At 74.9% G+C, this 18,715-nt stretch carries 17 protein-coding genes; 8 read left to right on the plus strand and 9 right to left on the minus strand.

The window, feature by feature from the left end; all coding sequences use genetic code 11:
- Positions 1 to 418 precede the first annotated feature (418 nt).
- Entirely contained in the window at positions 419 to 1,033 is a 615-nt protein-coding gene (locus ACWEO5_RS20730) for a hypothetical protein (protein WP_344551310.1), read from the plus strand.
- Between the two features lie 255 nt (positions 1,034 to 1,288).
- On the plus strand, positions 1,289 to 2,536 hold the full coding sequence (locus ACWEO5_RS20735; RefSeq protein WP_452163770.1) for a hypothetical protein: 1,248 nt from the start codon (positions 1,289 to 1,291) through the stop codon (positions 2,534 to 2,536).
- Positions 2,537 to 2,720: 184 nt separating this feature from the next.
- Here the strand turns inward: ACWEO5_RS20735 and ACWEO5_RS20740 are convergent, their stop codons facing one another.
- Positions 2,721 to 3,431, minus strand: a complete 711-nt coding sequence (locus ACWEO5_RS20740) for a uracil-DNA glycosylase (RefSeq protein WP_452163771.1) — start codon at positions 3,429 to 3,431, stop codon at positions 2,721 to 2,723.
- A gap of 479 nt (positions 3,432 to 3,910) precedes the next feature.
- Between ACWEO5_RS20740 and mycP the strand changes: the two genes are divergently transcribed.
- The 6 genes from mycP to yidC all read left to right on the plus strand — a co-directional run bounded on the left by mycP (position 3,911) and on the right by yidC (position 9,820).
- Positions 3,911 to 5,503, plus strand: a complete 1,593-nt coding sequence (mycP, locus tag ACWEO5_RS20745) for a type VII secretion-associated serine protease mycosin (protein ID WP_452163772.1) — start codon at positions 3,911 to 3,913, stop codon at positions 5,501 to 5,503.
- 230 nt (positions 5,504 to 5,733) lie between these two features.
- A complete protein-coding gene (locus tag ACWEO5_RS20750) occupies positions 5,734 to 6,513 on the plus strand; it encodes an HAD-IIA family hydrolase (protein WP_452163773.1) in 780 nt (259 codons plus the stop codon).
- 249 nt (positions 6,514 to 6,762) lie between these two features.
- Entirely contained in the window at positions 6,763 to 7,044 is a 282-nt protein-coding gene (locus ACWEO5_RS20755) for a hypothetical protein (RefSeq protein WP_452163774.1), read from the plus strand.
- A gap of 67 nt (positions 7,045 to 7,111) precedes the next feature.
- On the plus strand, positions 7,112 to 8,185 hold the full coding sequence (locus ACWEO5_RS20760) for a Gfo/Idh/MocA family oxidoreductase (protein ID WP_452163775.1): 1,074 nt from the start codon (positions 7,112 to 7,114) through the stop codon (positions 8,183 to 8,185).
- Positions 8,186 to 8,595: 410 nt separating this feature from the next.
- Positions 8,596 to 8,877 carry a DUF6412 domain-containing protein gene (locus ACWEO5_RS20765; RefSeq protein WP_452163776.1) on the plus strand — a complete coding sequence of 94 codons (282 nt, stop codon included), beginning with the start codon at positions 8,596 to 8,598 and terminating at the stop codon, positions 8,875 to 8,877.
- A gap of 235 nt (positions 8,878 to 9,112) precedes the next feature.
- A complete protein-coding gene (gene yidC / locus ACWEO5_RS20770; protein WP_452163778.1) occupies positions 9,113 to 9,820 on the plus strand; it encodes a membrane protein insertase YidC in 708 nt (235 codons plus the stop codon).
- Here yidC and ACWEO5_RS20775 read toward each other — a convergent pair.
- From ACWEO5_RS20775 to ACWEO5_RS20810, 8 genes are all read right to left on the minus strand, one after another.
- Positions 9,790 to 10,833, minus strand: coding sequence for an adenosine deaminase (locus ACWEO5_RS20775; protein WP_452163779.1), 1,044 nt, complete (start codon positions 10,831 to 10,833; stop codon positions 9,790 to 9,792). The genes yidC and ACWEO5_RS20775 overlap by 31 nt on opposite strands.
- 72 nt (positions 10,834 to 10,905) lie before the next feature.
- Positions 10,906 to 11,721: a hypothetical protein gene (locus tag ACWEO5_RS20780; protein ID WP_452163780.1), complete on the minus strand. Its 816-nt coding sequence runs from the start codon at positions 11,719 to 11,721 to the stop codon at positions 10,906 to 10,908.
- 294 nt (positions 11,722 to 12,015) lie between these two features.
- Complete coding sequence (locus ACWEO5_RS20785; protein WP_452163781.1) at positions 12,016 to 13,302, minus strand: DUF445 domain-containing protein; 1,287 nt, start codon at positions 13,300 to 13,302, stop codon at positions 12,016 to 12,018.
- Positions 13,303 to 13,370: 68 nt separating this feature from the next.
- On the minus strand, positions 13,371 to 14,660 hold the full coding sequence (locus tag ACWEO5_RS20790; RefSeq protein WP_452163809.1) for a nucleotide sugar dehydrogenase: 1,290 nt from the start codon (positions 14,658 to 14,660) through the stop codon (positions 13,371 to 13,373).
- A 74-nt stretch (positions 14,661 to 14,734) separates the two neighbouring features.
- Complete coding sequence (locus ACWEO5_RS20795; RefSeq protein ID WP_452163782.1) at positions 14,735 to 15,955, minus strand: glycosyltransferase family 2 protein; 1,221 nt, start codon at positions 15,953 to 15,955, stop codon at positions 14,735 to 14,737.
- Between the two features lie 76 nt (positions 15,956 to 16,031).
- On the minus strand, positions 16,032 to 17,009 hold the full coding sequence (locus tag ACWEO5_RS20800; RefSeq protein WP_452163783.1) for an ABC transporter ATP-binding protein: 978 nt from the start codon (positions 17,007 to 17,009) through the stop codon (positions 16,032 to 16,034).
- 13 nt (positions 17,010 to 17,022) lie between these two features.
- Entirely contained in the window at positions 17,023 to 17,859 is an 837-nt protein-coding gene (locus ACWEO5_RS20805) for an ABC transporter permease (protein ID WP_452163784.1), read from the minus strand.
- Positions 17,852 to 18,658 carry an ABC transporter permease gene (locus tag ACWEO5_RS20810; RefSeq protein ID WP_452163785.1) on the minus strand — a complete coding sequence of 269 codons (807 nt, stop codon included), beginning with the start codon at positions 18,656 to 18,658 and terminating at the stop codon, positions 17,852 to 17,854. Before ACWEO5_RS20810 ends, ACWEO5_RS20805 begins: the two co-directional genes overlap by 8 nt.
- Between the last annotated feature and the right edge of the window lie 57 nt (positions 18,659 to 18,715).

Genomic DNA, 18,715 nt, shown 5'->3' on the forward strand with positions numbered 1-18,715 from the left:
CCGCCGCCCGTCCGCCCGCCCGTCGGCCCGCCGACCGCCCCGCCGACCGCCCCGCGGGCCGCGACCCGCCGGGGGCCGCGCTGACGGGCCGCCAGTAGGCCACGCTGCGTGGCGACTTCACGCCACAGCGAGAAGTCGCCAGGTCCAATGGTCGAAGCGGGGCCGGGGATGGGGCAGTCTGGTGTTCAGCGCGGAACACGTACCGGCTCCGCGCACCAGCGACAGATCGGCGGGCTCGACCAGCGTCGTTCGATCCCACGGGCCCCCGGAGCGTTACCCCGCTCCGGGGGCTCTCGCCGTGCCCGCGGGCCGTGTGCGGTATGCCACACGGGGGTGCTTCATGGCATGAACTTTGCCCGCGCTAGCGTTGTCCCCCGTTGCAGCTGCTCCCCCCGGGCGTGCTGGAGGGAGAGACACCGTGGATCCGAATGCCGTCATCGGGCCGGCCTGGTACTGCGCGCTGGCACTGGCCGCGGTCCTCGGCGACGCCTTCCTGCCCTTCCTGCCCAGCGGGACGCTGGTGATCCTGGCCGTGCTGAAGACCGGGCAGGTCGGCGGCTCGCCGCTGCTGCTCGCCGCCGGGGTCGCCGTCGCCTCCTTCCTGGGCGACCTGCTGCTGCTCAACCTGGCCCGGCGCGGCGCGCCCGCCGTGCACCGCCGACTGGCCCGCCGCCCCCGGCTGGCCGAGAGCGTCGAGCGGGTGCAGCGGGCCCTGACCGGCCGCCACACCAGCCGGGCCGCCGCCGCGATCGTGATCATCGCCCGCTTCGTCCCGGCCGGACGGACGGTGCTGGACCTGGCGGTCGGCCACTCCACCCACCACCGGCCGTGGACCTTCCTGCGCTGGTCGGCGGTGGCCGCCGTGGTGTGGGCGGCCTACATCGTCTCCCTGGGCTGGCTCAACCAGCACTGGTTCGACACCGCCTGGCTGAGCCTGGCCATCTCCTGCCTGGCCGCCACCGCGATCAGCTCCGCCGTGGTGCAGCTGGTCCGGCGCCGCCGCCGGCTGGCCGTGCTGGTCGAGGGCGACTGACCGGGGGCCACCTCCGCGACCTCGGCGTTCTCTGTCTCAGGACGGCAACAAGACCCCCGCCCCGGGAGCCGACCGAAGCTTTACCGCGTGATGACCGGTTGAGGGCGGACGGCGTTGGACCGGCCCCCTCGGGCGTGCCATCCTTGCGATGGCGATACCGTCAAATTGTCCGATTTTGCCAGAAGTTGACCTCCGGGACCGCGCGTCGGCACCCGGAGTTCCTTCTGTATCGCGCCCACCGTGGCAGGGGAGACCATGAGCACCATCTCGCGCAGGACAGTGCTGACCGCCACCGCGGCGACGGCGGCCCTCGGCGCCGTCGCGGCCTGTTCCAGCGGGGGCGGCTCCGCGAACCGCCCCGGCTCGGACGCCAGGTCGGCCGGCGGCTCCGGTTCGCCGCAGCCCCCGGTGAAGGCGACCCCGCTCGGCGACGGCTCCACCGCCGACACCGGGACCCAGCCGCACCAGCCCGCCGTCGAGAAGCTCAAGCCCGGCGAGGCGCCGCCCCAGTTCGTGGTCTTCTCCTGGGACGGCGCCGGCGCCACCGACGACGGCCAGTTCAGCCGCTTCCTCAAGCTCGCCGACGAGCACAGGGCGAGCATGACCTTCTTCCTCTCCGGCATCTACACCCTGCCGAAGGAGAAGTCCTCCCTCTACCACCCGCCGCAGCACCCGGCCGGCGCCTCGGACATCCCCTTCCTGTCCGACAACGCCGTCCGCAACACCATCAAGCTGATCAGCCAGGCGTGGCTCTCCGGCCACGAGATCGGCACCCACTTCAACGGGCACTTCTGCTCCACCCGCTCCGACCACAACGGCGTCAACAAGTGGAGCCCGGAGGACTGGGAGAGCGAGATCCAGCAGGCGGTCTCCTTCGTCACCGAGTGGCGCACGAACACCGGCTTCACCGACGTCGACCCGCTGCCCTTCGACTACAAGAAGGAACTGATCGGCGGCCGCACCCCCTGCCTGGAGGGCCAGAAGGCCCTGCTGCCGACCGCCGCGAAGCTCGGCTGGAAGTACGACGCCAGCTCCCCCGGCGGCCTGCAGATCTGGCCGCAGAAGGTCCAGGACGGCAAGATCTGGGACTTCCCGCTCCAGGGCATCCCCTTCCCCGGCCACAGCTTCCAGGTCCTGTCGATGGACTACAACATCCTCGCCAACCAGTCCGGCGGCTCCACCAAGGGCGACCCCGGCAAGTACGGCCAGTGGCGCGACCAGGCCCGCGACGCGTACCTGGCCGGCTTCAACCGCGCCTACACCACCAACCGGGCCCCGTTCTTCGTCGGCAACCACTTCGAGCAGTGGAACGGCGGCATCTACATGGACGCCGTCGAGGAGACCCTCAAGCAGATCGCCGACAAGCCCGACGTCCGCCTGGTCTCCTTCAAGCAGCTGGTCGACTGGCTGGAGGCCCAGGACCAGTCCACCCTCCGCAAGCTCCGCACCCTCAACGTCGGCCAGGCCCCGAAGGACGGCTGGCAGGCGTTCCTGGGCGCGTAGCGGAGCGCACCGCCGAGGACGGCGCCCCCGAGCGCGTCGACGGGCCGACCCGGCCCGCCGACGGCGTCACCCTGGCCGGCGTGCGCGCCGCCACCGGGCCGCCGGTCCTGGCCTGACGGCACCGGCCCCGAACGGGCCCGAGGGGCCCGGCCGTTCGACGGCCGGGCCCCTCGGCGCGTGGCGCTCAGCCCTTGGTGTTCGGGATCTGCCAGTCGATCGGCTTCTGGCCGAAGCCCTCCAGCGCCGCGTTGATCTGCGAGAACGGCTTGCTGCCGAGGAACAGCTTCGCGGACAGCGGCGAAGGGTGCGCGCCCTGCACCACCACGTGCCGCTCGGTGTCGATCAGCGGCAGCTTCTTCTTCGCGTAGCCGCCCCACAGCACGAACACGCAGGGCTCCTCGCGGGCGCTGACCGCCTTGATCACCGCGTCGGTGAACTTCTCCCAGCCCTTGTTCTTGTGCGAGTTGGCCTCGTGCGCGCGCACCGTGAGCACCGCGTTGAGCAGCAGCACGCCCTGCTCGGCCCACGGCATCAGGTACCCGTTGTCGGGCACGGTCAGGCCGAGGTCGGTGCCGAGCTCCTTGTAGATGTTGCGCAGCGACGGCGGGGTCTTCACGCCCGGCAGCACCGAGAAGCTCATGCCGTGCGCCTGGCCGTTGTCGTGGTACGGGTCCTGGCCGAGGATCAGGACCTTGACGTCCTCGTACGGCGTGGCCTCCAGCGCGGAGAACTCCTGCCCGGCGGGCGGGAACACCTCGTGCTCGGCGCGCTCGGCGGCCAGGAACTCCGTCAGCTGCGCGTAGTAGGGCTTGCCGGTCTCCTCGGCGAGCACCGCCCGCCAGGACTCGGGCAGTTCCGGCGCGCCGCCCGTGGACGTCTCGGCCAGCTCCGTCACGTTGTACCTCCCACCGGCCGCGCCGCACGGCGGCCGCTCTCGCTCGTCCCGTTGCGCGGGCCCGTCCCGGACCCGCCGCGGTGAACGCTACACAGTCGGGCCGACAGCCCGCCCGGCCCGCCGGCGGCGGGGGCGCGGATCACCCCTGCCGGGCGTCCTGCCGGGCCGCTATCTTTGGGCGGGGCCGGAGCGGACCCCGGGGGAGCGGACGTCCGCGGCCCACGGGGAGGGGGAACGGCGGTGCTCGGAGCGTCCACGGACGGGAGCGGTGGCGGCAGCGCGGCCGCGGCCGCCGTCAGGGGGCGCTCTCCCGGCGGCAGTTGACGCCCGGCCGGGCCGGGGCTGCGGCCGGTCGACCCGGACGCGATCGAGTGACGGTCCGTTCGAAGGCCCGCCGCGGGGCGGCTGCTCCCCGGTCGGGCCGCACCGCGTGCCGGGAAGGCCCTGGTGGACGCGACACGAGCACGGAGGAGAGCGCGATGCGGCGATTGGGCAGGGCCGGGCGGGGGCGGCGACTCGCCGTCGCGGCGGCGGTCGGCGCCGTCCTGTGGGGCTGGGCGGCGGGGCCCGCGGCGGCGGAGAGCTCGATCCGCGCGCAGGAGTGGTTCCTGGACGCCATGCAGGCCGAGGAGATCTGGAAGACCAGCACCGGCCAGGGCATCGTCGTGGGCCTGGTCGACAGCGGGGTGCAGGCCGACGCCCCCGACCTGGCCGGCCAGTTGCTGCCCGGCACCGACCTGAGCGGGCTGCCCGGCGGCGTGCTGTCCGACCCGATCGGCCACGGCACCCACACCGCCAGCGACATCGCCGGCACCGGCAAGGGCCTGAACGGCAAGGGGGCCTACGGCCTGGCGCCCGGGGTCAAGATCCTCCCGGTCAAGAACACCACCTCCGACATGAACCCCGCGATGACCCAGGACCAGTACGTGGACCAGCTGTCCCGGGGCATCGTCTACGCGGCCGACAACGGCGCCAGGATCGTCAACGTCTCGCAGGGCACCAACGTGCTCACCCCCGCCAACCGCAGCCAGCTCCAGGCGGCCGTCAACCACGCCATCGAGCGCGGCGCCCTGGTGGTCGCCTCGGTCGGCAACGAGGGCAAGCAGGGCAACGCCCTGGTTTACCCGGCCGCCCTGCCCGGCGTCGTCGGCGTGTCCGGCAGCGACCGGGACGGGAAGTTCTGGGAGGAGTCGCAGCACGGCCAGCAGGTGGTGCTGGCCGCCCCGGCCACCGACATCTACGGCGCGTGCACCGGCCCGTCCGGGTACTGCAAGGGCAACGGCACCTCCGACTCCACCGCGCTGGTCTCCGCCTCCGCCGCGCTGCTCTGGTCGGCGCACCCCGACTGGACGGCCCACCAGGTGCTGCGGGTGCTGATCAACACCGCCAGCGACCCGCAGCACCGCAACGAGTTCCTCGGCTACGGCGTGGTCCGGCCCCAGGTCGCGCTGACCGCCCCCGGCGACCCCGGCCCGGCGGACGTCAACCCGCTGCCCACGGTGGCCTCCTCGCCGTCCGCCTCCCCCGGCGCGGACGCCCAGAGCCCCGGCGGTGCGGCGAGCGCCTCGCCCGGCGCGGCCCCCGAGCCGTCGGCCGCGCCGCAGAAGTCCTCGTCCGGCTCGGGGAGCCTGCCACTGGTCATCGGCGGCGTGGTGGCGGTCCTCCTGGTGCTGGCGGTGGTGGTGGTCCTGCTGGTCCGCCGCGGGCGCCGCTCCGACGCCGAACCGCTGCTGCCGGACGGCCCGCAGCCGTACGGCGCGCCGCAGCCCCCGTACGGGACGCAGCCGCCGCCGTACGGAACCCCCCGGCCGCCGTACGGCACCCAGCCCGGGTACGGCGCACCGCAGCCGCAGCCGTACGCCGCCCCGACCGCGCCGACCGCCCCCGCCGCGCCGTACGCCCCGCTGCCGCAGCAACAGCAGCCCCCGCAGCAACCGCCCGCCCCCCACGGGCAGCCCCCGCAGCAACCGCCCGCCCCCCACGGGCAGCCCCCGCAGCAGCCGCCCGCGCCCTACGGGCAGCCGCCGCAGCCGCCGCAGCAGCCGCCGGGCGGGGGCCCGTACGGGGGCTGACGGCGGGGCCGGTCCGGACGGCGGGCGGCCCGGGGTGTCCCGGGCCGCCCACCGTCGGCGTCCGGGCGGGCGGCGGGCGGTCACCGGCGCCGGACGCCCCTGTGTCCGTCCGGCCCGGACGACTAGGCTGACGGCGTTGGGGCAGCCTGTGGCGCCCGACCGGCCAGTGGTGTCCGGTCGGAGCGATCACGAAGATCGTTCGACCTGTGCAAGACCAAGGAGACACCCACGTGGCAGACCGCAAGCCCATCGAGACCTGGCTGACCGACATGGACGGAGTCCTCATCCACGAGGGCGTGCCGATCCCCGGGGCCGATGCCTTCATCAAGCGGCTGCGTGAGTCCGGGAAGCCCTTCCTCGTGCTCACCAACAACTCGATCTACACCCAGCGCGACCTGCACGCCCGCCTGGCCCGGATGGGCCTGGACGTGCCCGCCGAGCACATCTGGACCTCCGCGCTGGCCACCGCGAAGTTCCTCGACGACCAGCGCCCGGGCGGCACCGCGTACGTGATCGGCGAGGCCGGCCTGACCACCGCGCTGCACGACGTCGGCTACGTGCTGACCGACACCGCCCCGGACTTCGTCGTGCTGGGCGAGACCCGGACGTACTCCTTCGAGGCGATGACCAAGGCCGTCCGCCTGATCAACGACGGCGCCCGGTTCATCGCCACCAACCCGGACGAGACCGGCCCGTCCGCCGAGGGCGCGCTGCCCGCGACCGGCGCGGTGGCCGCGCTGATCACCAAGGCGACCGGCGTGGAGCCGTACTTCGTCGGCAAGCCGAACCCGCTGATGATGCGCGCGGGCCTGAACGCGATCGGCGCGCACTCGGAGAACAGCGCGATGATCGGCGACCGGATGGACACCGACATCGTCTCCGGCATGGAGGCCGGCATGTCGACCTTCCTGGTGCTGACCGGCCTGACCCAGGCGGCCGAGGTCGACCGCTTCCCGTACCGGCCGACCCAGGTGGTCAACTCGATCGCCGACCTGGTCGAACTGGTCTGACCCCGCTCCCCGCAGGGCCCCCGGCGCGCCGCGCCGGGGGCCCTCGCCGTGCCGGGCCGCGGGCGCCGGCGCCGCCCCGTCCGCGAACCGGGCGTGACCGCCCGGCCCCGGACCGTCGCCCCCGGTCCGGGGCTCCTCAACACGGCCTTAAGCCGCCCGTAACTACCCTGACGTACCGTCAGATCGGCCGCTCCGAGTGGCTAGCGTCCCGGACACACCCTCTCTCCGCACGACGCAAGGGAGCCCTCGATGGCCTCCGTCCGCCGCACCGCCCTGCCCCTGCTGGCCGCCGCCGCCCTGCTCGGCGGCCCGGCCGCGCTGCCCGCCGCCGCCGACGCCCCGCCCCCGGCCCCGGCCCCGGCCGGATCGCCCACCGCCCCGCCCGCGCCCGCGCCGTCCTCCTCCGAGCTGGCCAGGACCGGCGGCGACGCGACCACCGACGGCGTGCTGCTGTCGCTGGGCTCGGTGCTGCTGCTGGGCGGCGCGGCCTGCGCGGTGCTGCGCCGGCACCGCCCCGGGGACGACGGCTGACCGGCCGGGGCTCGCGGACCGGGTGGCCTCCGTCGCTCCGGCGGACCGGGGTGGTTGAGTTGAGGGCATGAGCAGCACGCCCTCCGCCCCGTTCCGCGTCGGCCTGATCGGCTACGGCCTGGCAGGTTCCGCCTTCCACGCCCCGCTGATCGCCACCACCCCCGGACTCCAACTGGACGCGGTGGTCACCGCCAACCCCGACCGCCGCGCCCAGTTGCACCGCGACCACCCCGGCGCCCGCGCCCTCGACACCCCCGAGCAGCTGTTCGAGGACGCCGACCGGTTCGACCTGGTGGTGATCGCCTCCCCCAACCGCACCCACGTCCCGCTCGCCCGCACCGCCCTGCTGGCGGGCCTGTCCACCGTGGTCGACAAGCCGCTCGCCGCGACCAGCGCCGAGGCCCGCGACCTGTGCGAGTTCGCCGAGAAGTCCGGCCTGCTGCTGTCGGTGTTCCAGAACCGCCGCTGGGACGGCGACTTCCTGACCGCCCGCCGGCTGATCGAGGAGGGCCGGCTCGGCCGGGTGCACCGCTTCGAGTCCCGCTTCGAGCGCTTCCGCCCGAAGCCGAAGCCGGGCTGGCGCGAGCTCGCCGACCCGGCCGAGGTCGGCGGCACCCTGTACGACCTCGGCAGCCACCTGGTCGACCAGGCGCTCACCCTGTTCGGCCCGGTCGAGACGGTGTACGCGGAGATCGACGTGCGCCGCGACGGCGCGGTGGTCGACGACGACGCCTTCCTCGCCCTCACCCACACCGGCGGCGTCCGCTCCCAGCTGTGGACCAGCGCCCTGGCCCCGCTCGCCGGGCCCCGCCTGCGCGTCCTCGGCGACAGCGCCGGCTACGTCAAGTTCGGCATGGACCCGCAGGAGGCCGACCTGCGGGCCGGCCGCCGCCCGGGCGGCCCGGAGAGCCACTGGGGCGACGACGACCCGGCCGCGTACGGCCTGCTCGGCAGCGACGGCGACGCCGAACCGGTCACCACCGACCCCGGCGACTACCCCGCCTACTACGCGGGCATCGCCGCCTCGCTGGCCGACCGCACCCCGCCCCCGGTCGACCCGCGCGACGCCGTCGCCACCCTGGCCGTCCTGGAGGCCGCCCGCGCCTCCGCCGCGACGGCCTCCGTGATCCGCCTCCCCTGAAACCCGCCGACGGCGGGGCCGGACGCCGGTAACCACCGCCTCCTGCCCCGCCGTTGGCACACTCCCGGTTCGGGCACCGCGAACCGCCCTTGTCGACACCGGCGTTGACGCACCGCTCGCCCCGGGCACCGGTGAACACCCGCCGCAGCACAGCCGTTGGCACACCGTCCGGCCCCGACACCGAGAACACCCCTTGCCCACAGCCCCGTTGGCGTCCCACTCACCCCAGGCACCGGTAACCACCCGGCCCCGCACCAACATTGACACGCCCCGCCCCGGAAGCCGCGAACCACCGCCTCCCGGCCCGCCGTTGCCGCACCTCCCGACCCGCGCCCCGGGAACCATCCGGCCCCGTCCGGCCGTTGTCGTACCGCCGGATCCGAACACCCCGCCCCGAGGAGGCCCGCCCCGTGCCCGTCGCGCCGCTCCTCCTCGCGCTGTTCCAGGTCCTCACCGGCGACCTGCTGACCGGCCCGGGTGCGCTGACCACGGCCGCGCTGCTGCTGTTCGCCGCCGCCGTCGCCGGCACGCTCACCGCGGCCCGCCGTTCCGGCGCCCGCACCCCCGCGGCCGTCCACGCGGGCGTCCTGCGCCGCCGCGCCTACCGGACCGCCTACCTGCGTCCGCGTGACCCGGACGCCGCGGGCCGCGCCCGCCCCCGCGCCCCGGGACGGCTGCCCGCGGCCGCCTGAGGGGCCCGTCCGCCTCCGCAGTCCCGCGAACCTCCCCGACCCCGCCGGAACCGGGAGCCCCGTGCTCCCCGGACCGGGGCCGGGAGTCCGCCGCTCCCGCCGTCCCCGTCGGGGGCGCGGGGAACTGCGCGAGCCACCGTCCGCCGTCCCCGCCCCACCGGGCCGGGACGCCCCCTCCGCGCGTCCGCCCTCCGAGCACCGTCGCCCTGCCCCGCCGACTCCCGGAGAGCCCGCCGTGTCCGTCCTGAGCGTCCTCGACCCCGCCGTCCGCCTCGCCCACGCCGCCGTCGCGGCCCTCGCCACCGCCGTGCCCACCGCGGTGGCGATCGTCCTGTTCACCCTGGCCGTCCGCGCGGCCCTGCACCCGCTGGCCCGTTCCGCGGCCCGGGCCGAACGGGCCCGGGCCCGGATCGCGCCGCAGGTCGCGCGGCTGCGCGAGCGGCACGCGAAGGACCCGGCCCGGCTGAACCGCGAACTGCTGGCGCTGCAGCGCGCCGCGGGCACCGGCCCGTTCGCCGGGCTGCTGCCCGCGCTGCTGCAGGCGCCGTTCTTCTCGGTGATGTACCGCCTGTTCACCACCGCCCCGGGCCACCTGCTGGACGCGACCCTCGCGGGCGTCCCGCTCGCCACCCACCCCGCGGCGGCCCGCACCCCGGCGCAGTTCGCGGTGTTCGCCGTCCTGGAGGCGGCGCTGCTCGCGCTGGCCTGGTTCAACGTCCGCCGCGCGCAGGGCGCGGGCACGCCCGCCGCCGGCACGCCCGCCGCCGGGCCGCTGCGCTGGCTGGCCTTCGGCACCCCGCTGTTCGCCCTGCTGCTGCCGCTGGCCGGGCAGCTGTACCTGCTGGCCTCCACGGCCTGGACGGCGGCCGAGCGGTGGTACCTGCACCGCCCGGCCGCCGCCGCGGCCGGTGCTCAGGCGGTGGGCCGCCAGGCCGCCAGGTGAGCGTCGATCTCGCCGGTCAGCCGGCGCTTGCCCGCCGCGTCCAGGAAGGACGCCTCGACGGCGTTCCGGGCCAGCGCCGCCACCCCGGCCTCGTCCAGGCCGAGCAGCTTCGCGGCGACCGCGTACTCGGTGTTCAGGTCGGTGCCGAACATCGGCGGGTCGTCGCTGTTGATGGTGACCAGCAGGCCGGCGTCGACCATCTGCCGGAGGGGGTGGTCCTCGATCCGCTCGACCACCCGGGTCGCCAGGTTGGAGGTCGGGCAGACCTCCAGCGGGATCCGGTGCTCGCCGAGGTGGTCGACCAGGGCCGGGTCCTTGACCGACTGGGTGCCGTGGCCGATCCGCTCCGCGCCGAGCACCCGGATCGCGTCCCACACCGTCTCGGGGCCGGTCGACTCGCCCGCGTGCGGCACGCTGTGCAGTCCGGCCGCCCGGGCCCGGTCGAAGTACGGCTTGAACTGCGGGCGCGGCACCCCGATCTCGGGGCCGCCGAGCCCGAACGAGACCAGCCCCTCGGGGGCCAGGTCCAGGGCCAGCCGGGCGGTCTCCTCGGCGGAGGCCAGCCCGGCCTCGCCGGGGATGTCGAAGCACCAGCGCAGCACGATGCCGAGGTCCTTCTCGGCGGACAGCCGGGCGTCCTCGATCGCCTCCATGAAGGCGACGTCGGGGATGCCCCGGCTGACCGACGAGTACGGGGTGACGGTCAGCTCGGCGTACCGGATGTTCTGCCGGGCCATGTCCTGCGCGACGCCGTAGGTCAGCGCGCGGACGTCCTCGGCGTCCCGGATCAGGTCGACGACGCTCAGGTACACCTCGATGAAGTGCGCGAAGTCGGTGAAGGTGAAGTACTCGGCGAGCGCCTGCGGGTCCACCGGGACCCTGCTGCGACCGGCGTGCCGCGCCGCCAGCTCGGCCACCACCCGCGGCGAGGCCGACCCCACGTGGTGCACGTGCAGCTCCGCCTTCGGCAATCCGGCGATGAACGCCTCGATCCCCTGGACACCCTCGACCACGGCACGCTCCCGTCTACTTCACCCGGACCCGGACAGACCTCGCATGCTAACCCGCGCGCCCGGCCCGGCCCGTCACCAGCGGGTGGCCATCGTCGCCAGCGCCGACTTGGCGTCGTCCTTGGCCATCTGCGGGTTCCAGGTCGGGTCGCCGGCCACGAACACCGTGATCTCGACGGTGCCCTTGCGCGCCAGGTAGTAGGTGTACGGCGCGGGGGCGTAGGAGCCCTGGTCGTCGGGGGCGAAGGTGACCTTGCCCTCCTCGGCGTAGACCTCCTCGGCGCCCGGCACGGCGGGTGCCTGGACGGCGTGCACGCCGGTGAACTTGCTGCCGTCGTCGGTGCTGTAGGTCGGGCAGCGCTGGGAGTCCGTCCTGGCGGTCTGGATGTCCTTGTGCGCGGTGGCCACGGTGGCGTACTGGCCCGCGCTGGTGCTCAGGAACATCGAGTGGCTCTCGTGGTCCTCGCGCAGGTAGCGCTGCACGTAGGCGGTCAGTCCGTCGATGGTGCCGTCCTTCTTGGCGAAGCAGGAACCGTCCATCGGGTAGTCGTCCAGGTCGGTGCTGTCGTCCCCGTTGCTGACGTAGCCGGCGCCCGCGTCCTCCGGGTTCAGCACCAGCTTGCTCAGCTTGGCCTGCGCCGCCTTGTCCCCGCCCGCCGCGGCACCGCCCGCCGCGGGGCTGGACTTGCTGCCCCGCTCCGGGTCCTTGGGCTTGGCCTTCCCGGTCGGGCTGGCGTGGGCGGTCGGGCTCGCCGCCGTGCTGTGCGGCGCGGACGCGCCGGAGAGCCCCGGGTCGGACGAGGCCCCGTCGTCGTTGCAGGCCGTCAGCACCAGCGCGGCCGCCCCCAGTGCCGCGATCCGCAGAGCGGTCTTTCGCGCACGCACCGTCATGTCCGTCAACTCCCCCGTGGAAAACAGGCGTTCGACCCCCCTGGCCACGCCGATCGGTCGCCCACCCTAGTCCAGGCGGCCGGGCGCACCCGCACCAGGACGAATCACCCCGGACCGGCTCCCGTCGCCCGTCCTGACGGCCCGTCACGACCGTGCGCCGCCGCCGGGACCCGCAGGTCAGCGCCGTGCCGGCGCTCCCGCCCGGGCCCGGCGGACGGACCCGGCGGGCGGGCGCCAGTTTTTACCCGGAATTTGCCGCCGGGAGGGGGACGCCGGGCCGGGCCCGGGGTCCGGTCAGCCGCCCAGGGCCGTGCTGACGGTGTGGATGAGCAGGCCCGCCAGCGCGCCCACCACCGTGCCGTTGATCCGGATGAACTGCAGGTCGCGGCCGACGTTGGCCTCGATCTTGCGGGAGGCGTCGGCGGCGTCCCAGCCCGCCACGGTCTCGGAGATCAGCGAGGTGATCTCCTCCCGGTAGGTGGAGACCACGTACTCGGCGGCGTCCAGCAGCCAGCCGTCGGTCTTCGCCTGGAGCTTCGCGTCGGTGGCCAGCCGCCGGCCGAGGGCGCGCAGCCCCTCGGTGAGGCGGCGGCGCAGTTCGCTGTCCTCGTCCTCGGCGGCGTTGAGCACCAGGGCGCGGACGGCCGCCCAGGAGGAGGCGATCAGGTCCTGCACCTCGGGACGGGCCAGCAGGTCGGCCTTGGCCCGCTCGACCCGGTCGATGGTGGCGGGGTCGTGCTGGAGTTCCCGGGCGAAGTCGGCGAGGAAGTTGTCGAGGGCGCCGCGGGCCGGGTGGACCGGGTCGTCGCGGACGTCGGTGACGAAGCGCAGCAGTTCCTTGTAGACGCGTTCGCCGACCTGCTGGTCGAGGAACTTGGGCGTCCAGCCGGGGGTCTTGGCGGTGACCCGGGCGACCACCTCGCCGTGGTGCTCGACCAGCCAGTCGTGGCCGCGCACCGCGACCAGGTCGACCAGGCCCTTGTGCCCGCCGTCCGCGACGATCTTGCCGAGCAGCCGTCCGGCGGGTTCGGCGACCGAGGTGGCGGCGGCCCGCCGGGTGACCGCCTCGGCGACCACGGCCTGCACGTCCTCGTCGCGGAGCACCGCGAGCAGGCCGCGCAGCGCGGCGGCGGCCTCCCGGGTGACGCGTTCGGCGCTGCCGGGCGCGGAGAGCCACTCGCCGAGCCGCCGGGCCACCCCGATCCGGCCGAGCCGGGCCCGGACCACCGGGGCGGACAGGAAGTTGTCGCCGACGAAGTCGCCGAGCGAGCGGCCGAAGGCGTCCTTCTTGGTCGGGATGATCGCGGTGTGCGGGATCGGCAGCCCGAACGGGCGGCGGAACAGCGCGGTGACGGCGAACCAGTCGGCGAGCGCGCCGACCATGCCGGCCTCGGCGGCGGCCGCGACGTACCCGGCCCAGGCGCCCGCGCCGGACGCCTGAGCCCAGGTGGCGAGGGCGAACACCAGCGTGGCCAGGGCGAGCAGCCCGGTCGCCACGCTCTTCATCTTCCGCACACCGCGCCGCTTCTCCTCGTCGGCGGCGGTGAAGCTGACTCCTGGGGCCGTCTGGTCCGTGCTCACCCCGTCAGCCTGGCACACCGGGCGGGCGAAACGGCCGCCACCCCGCGAAATCCGCGGCCCCCCGTGCCTCAGCCGCCCCCGCCGAGCACGATCCGCCGCACGCCCTCCCAGCGGGCCGGGTCGGTGACCCGGCGCCCGTCGAGCAGCACCCGCACGCCCGGGAAGTCGGCCGCGCCGAGGTCCCGGTACTCGGGGTGGTCGGCCTGGACGACCAGCGCGGCGGCGGGCTTGCCCTGGTCGGGCGGCAGGCCGAGCGCGGCCAGTTCGTCCGGGGGGTAGAGCGGGTCGCTGACGCCGACCTCGGCCCCGGCCGCGCGCAGCGCCTCGACCAGCGGGAACACCCCGGAGTAGGCGGTCTCCTTGACCCCGCCCCGGTAGGCGGCGCCGAGCACCGTCACGGCGACGCCCTCCAGCGGGCCGAGCGCGCCCTCCAGCAGCCCGACCGCGTACGCCGGGACCCGCTCGTTGGCCTCGCGGGCGGCGCGCACCACGGTGGCGTCCGGGTCGTTCCACAGGTAGAGCCGGGGGTAGACCGGGATGCAGTGGCCGCCGACCGCGATGCCGGGGCGGTGCAGGTGGCTGTAGGGCTGGGAGTTGCAGGCGTCGATCACCTCGGCGAGGTCGACGCCGACCCGGTCCGCGTACCGGGCGAACTGGTTGACCAGCGCGATGTTGACGTCCCGGTAGGTGGTCTCGGCGAGCTTGGCGAACTCGGCGGCCTCCGCGCTCGACAGCTCCCACACGCCGTTGCCGCGCGGCAGGTCGGGGCGCGGGTCGAAGTCGAGCACCGCCCGGTAGAACTCGGCGCCGCGCCGGGTGGAGTCCCCGTCGATGCCGCCGACCAGCTTGGGGTAGCGCCGCAGGTCGGCGAAGACCCGCCCGGTGCGGACCCGTTCGGGGCTGAACACCAGCGCGAAGTCCCGTCCGGCGGCCAGCCCGGAGCCGGCCTCCAGCCGCCGGGCGAAGCGGCCGCGCACGGTGCCCACCGGCAGGGTGGTCTCGTAGCTGACCAGGGTGCCGGGGCGCAGTCCGGCGGCGACGGCGTCGGTGGCGGCGTCCAGCAGCCCGAAGTCCGGGGTGCCGTCGGGGCCGGTGACCAGCGGGACGACGATCACCACGGCGTCGGCCCCGGCGGTGGCGGCGGCGGTGTCGGTGGTGGCGCGCAGCCGTCCGGCGGCGACGGCCCCGGCGAGCCGCTCGGCGAGGTGGGCCTCGCGCGGGAAGGGCGGCCGTCCGGCGTTGACGGCGGCGACCGTGCCGGGGGCGATGTCGGCGCCGGTGACCAGGTGGCCCCGGCCGGCGTACTGGACGGCCAGCGGCAGGCCGATCTTGCCGAGGCCCACCACGCAGACGTCCAGCACGCGGACGTCCGGCCCGCGGACGTCCGACTCCCGGACGTCCGACTCCCGGACGTCCGGCTCCCGTTCGGGGCTCACCGGGCGGTCCCCTTCAGGGCGGCGGCCAGGCCGTGCCGCCGGGCCCGGCGCAGCGCGCGCTTGACGGCCCACCGGGCGCGGCGCAGCGGTGCGGGCACCAGGCGGCGCCAGCCGTCCGGGCCGGGGGCGCGGCCGGTCTCGAACAGGGCGTCGGGCAGGCCGAGCCGCCGGTCGCGGAACATCGGGTAGGCGGCGTAGAGCTTGGAGCCGCGGCGGACGGGGGCGGCCTCGCCGTGGTCCTGCTCCCAGGCGATCAGGTCGCACAGGGCGAGCAGTTCGCCGCGCCGGGCCAGCGCGAGCCGCAGCCGGGCGGGGACGGGCAGGGTGCGGAACACGGCGGGCGAGCAGTGCCGTTCGGTGAACCGGCCGATCTCCTGGACGATCCGCCGCTGCATGGCGGGCGGCTCGTCCAGGAAGGGTGCCTGGAGCAGTTGCGGGACGTCCCAGCTGAAGTAGCGGGCCCGGACGGCGTCCCGGGCGGGGCCGGGCAGGGTGGACCGGTCGAGCACCTCGTGGGCGGCGGTGAAGCCGCGCAGCCGGTCCATCGGCCCGGCCCGGTGGGTGACGTTGGAGCGGTCCCGGCGCAGCACCAGGTGGTAGTAGTCGTAGTCGGCGAGGACGGAGACCTTGCGGGCGTGCAGCAGCGCGCCGAGGGTGAACGGCTGGTCGGAGTGGATGACCAGGTCCTCGCGGCGGCGCAGGCCGTGGTTGGTGACCAGGTCGCGGCGGAACAGCTTGGTGTCGCCGAGCGCCCAGGCCAGCGCGGAGTCGGTGAAGCCGACCCGTTCGGCGGTCCGGTCGAAGATGCCCTGCGGGACGATCCGGCCGTGCTCGCCGACCTGCTTGGGGATCAGCACGTCGGAGTCCCAGCGGTCGGCGGCGTCGACCATCCGCTCCAGCGCCTCGGACCCGAGCCAGTCGTCGGCCCCGAGGTAGAGCAGGTAGCGGCCGCGGGCGAGTTCGGTGCCGCGGTTGGTGGGCTTGGCGGGGCCGCCGGACGCGGGCTGCCGCAGGGTGCGGAACAGCCCGGGGTGGGCGGCGGCGTAGCGGGCCAGCTCCTCGGTGCTGCCGTCGCTGGAGCCGTCGTCGACGGCGACCACTTCCATCCGCTGGCGCCCGATGCTCTGGCCCACCAGCGAGTCCAGGCAGGCGGTGAGGTAGGGCATGGTGTCGTGGACGGCGATCACCACGCTGACGTCCGGTACGTGCTCGGTCACGAGGTGTCAACTCCCGTACCGGCCGACTGGTCACTGTGCTGACTCGAACGAGTGAGGGCGGGCCGGCCGGGGCGGGTCAGGCCACCGGCGCGGCGGGGGCCGTGCCGCTGCCGGCGTAGATCCGGGCGATGACGTCCTCGATCGCGGGTTCGCGCACCGACAGGTCGACCAGCGGGTAGCGCTCGGCGACGGCGGCGACGATCGGGGCGGCGCTCCGCTTGGCCGGGAAGGCCAGCCACTGGCGCGGGCCCTCGGTGCGGGCGACCCGGACGCCGGGCAGGTCGATCGGCGGGTGCGCCTCGGCGAGGTCGACCACCAGGGTGCGTTCGCTGCCGCCGATCTCGTGCAGCCGCTCCAGCGGGCCGTCCAGGACGAGCCGGCCGTGGTCGATCACCATCACCCGGCCGCACAGCTGCTCGATGTCGGTGAGGTCGTGGGTGGTGAGCAGCACGGTGGTGCGCCGCTCCCGGTTGGTCTCGCGCAGGAACTCGCGGGCCTTCGCCTTGCTGACGGTGTCCAGCCCGATGGTGGGTTCGTCCAGGTACAGCACGCTGGGGTCGTGCAGCAGGGCGGCGGCCAGGTCGCCGCGCATCCGCTGGCCGAGCGAGAGCTGCCGCACGGGGGTGTCCAGCAGTTCGCCCAGGCCCAGGAGTTCGACGCACCGGTCGAGGTTGGCCCGGTAGCGGGCGTCGGGGATCCGGTAGATCCGCCGGGCCAGTTCGTAGCTGTCGCGCAGCGGCAGGTCCCACCACAGGGTGGTGCGCTGGCCGAACACCACGCCGATCCGGCGGGCGAGTTCGGCCCGCCGGGCGGCCGGGTCGACGCCGGCCACCCGCAGCCGGCCGCCGCTGGGCACCAGGATGCCGGTGAGCATCTTGACGGTGGTGGACTTCCCGGCGCCGTTGGGCCCGATGTAGCCGACGCACTCGCCCTCCTCGACGGCGAAGGTCAGCCCGTCGACGGCCCGCACCTCGCGCTTCCCGCGGCGCCAGCGGCCTTCCCTGGTGCGGACGGTGAAGCTCCGCCGGACGTCCTCGACCTCGATCACGGCCATGGTTCCCCTTCCCTCAGTTTCCGGTGGAGCGGTAGGCGCGCAGCCCGGTCCGCCAGGCGAGCCCGGCCGCCAGCACGCACAGCGCGGCGGCCAGCGGCGAGGCGAACCGGAAGGCGACGGGCAGCCCGAGCGGGTCGGGCCGGCCCAGGACGTGCAGCGCGGGCAGCCAGTTGACGAAGGCCAGCGGCACGCCGAAGACGGTGCCGGCGACGAGTTCCCTGGCGAACACGGTGGGCGGGTACTGCAGGACGGTGGCGCCGCCGTAGGTGACGGCGTTCTGCAGCTCGGCGGCCTCGCCCCACCAGAACTGCACGCAGGAGCAGCCGACGAACAGCGCGCAGAAGATGACGGTGCCGCACAGCAGCAGCACGGGCACCATCAGGACGCGGTCCCAGGTCCAGTGCACGTCCAGCGCGGTGAGCGACCAGCCGAGCACCGCGAAGGCCTGCAGCAGCCGGCCCAGGCGGCGCAGCGAGAAGCGTTCGGCGGCGAGTTGGGCCAGCGCGGGGGCGGGCCGGATCAGCATGGTGTCCAGGCTGCCGGAGCGCACCCGCTCCCCCAGCCCGCCGACCGAGCCGACCAGGACGTTGGCGGCGCCGAGCGCGACCGAGGAGGTGGCGTACAGGAACCCGGTCTCGGCGAGGGTCCAGCCGGCCAGCTGCCTGGTGTGGGCGAACATCAGCAGCAGCACCGCGAAGTCGAGGAAGGTGATCAGCGTGTTGGCGGCCAGCGAGAGCGCGAACGAGGCCCGGTAGGCCATCGTGGAGCGGATCCACATCCCGGTGATCAGCCACCAGGAGCGCACCGCCCAGCCCGCGCGCGCCGCCGCGCCCCGGACGGCTTCAGCCACCCTGGACCACCACCCGGCGCACCGCGAGCGCCTGCCCGACCCGGCCGAGGGCCAGCAGGGCGGCTCCCCAGGCGAGTTGGAACCCGTACAGGCCGAACAGGGCGGTGCCGGTGCGGCGTTGCAGCAGTACGTCGGAGGGCAGCTGCACCATGGCCGAGAACGGCAGCACCCGGGCCAGCTCGCCGAGCAGGCCGGGGAAGAGCGCCAGCGGGAGGAGCATCCCGGAGAAGAACATCGACACCACCGTCATCGCGGCCCGCACCCCCTCGGACTCGTGCAGCCAGAAGCCGGTCAGCGTGGCCAGGAAGCGCAGCCCGAAGCTGACCAGCACCGCCAGCGCCACCGCGAGCAGGAACTCGGCCCACACCAGCGGGTCGGCCGGGAGGGTCAGGTCGAACAGCGCCGCGCCCGCCAGCATCGGCAGCGCGCCCCGGGTCAGCAGCTGGTAGCCGGCCCGGCCCAGGTCGGTGGCCAGCCACCAGCCCTGGAAGTCCACCGGCCGGTACAGGTCGACCGCGATGTCCCCGCTGCGGAAGCGGGCCTGCAGCTCGTCCTGGAAGCCGCCGCCCCAGACCGCGACGGTCACCAGGAGCCCCTGGCTGATCCAGACGTACGTGACCGCCTGCGCGGCGTCGTACCCGCCGAGGCCGGGCCGGGCCCGCCACAGCGCGAGCATGGTGGACGCCAGGATCACCCCGAACACGGTGTTGGTGACCGTCCCGGCCACCGTCGCCGCCCGGTACGTCGAGTAGCGCCGGAACGCCCCCCGGGCCACCGGTAAGTAGACCGCTCCGCGCATACTTGTCTCCTTGTCGACAATCACCCGCACGTGGACGCGACCCACCAAGCTATGCCC

Source organism: Kitasatospora sp. NPDC004272 (assembly GCF_053603035.1).

Excerpts from the sequence above, each read along its gene's own strand:
- ACWEO5_RS20735 (WP_452163770.1), top strand. The coding sequence starts at position 1,289 with ATGAGCACCATCTCGCGCAGGACAGTGCTGACCGCCACCGCGGCGACG.
- mycP (WP_452163772.1), top strand. The coding sequence starts at position 3,911 with ATGCGGCGATTGGGCAGGGCCGGGCGGGGGCGGCGACTCGCCGTCGCG.
- ACWEO5_RS20755 (WP_452163774.1), top strand. The coding sequence starts at position 6,763 with ATGGCCTCCGTCCGCCGCACCGCCCTGCCCCTGCTGGCCGCCGCCGCC.
- ACWEO5_RS20760 (WP_452163775.1), top strand. The coding sequence starts at position 7,112 with ATGAGCAGCACGCCCTCCGCCCCGTTCCGCGTCGGCCTGATCGGCTAC.
- ACWEO5_RS20780 (WP_452163780.1), bottom strand. The coding sequence starts at position 11,721 with ATGACGGTGCGTGCGCGAAAGACCGCTCTGCGGATCGCGGCACTGGGG.
- ACWEO5_RS20800 (WP_452163783.1), bottom strand. The coding sequence starts at position 17,009 with ATGGCCGTGATCGAGGTCGAGGACGTCCGGCGGAGCTTCACCGTCCGC.
- ACWEO5_RS20810 (WP_452163785.1), bottom strand. The coding sequence starts at position 18,658 with ATGCGCGGAGCGGTCTACTTACCGGTGGCCCGGGGGGCGTTCCGGCGC.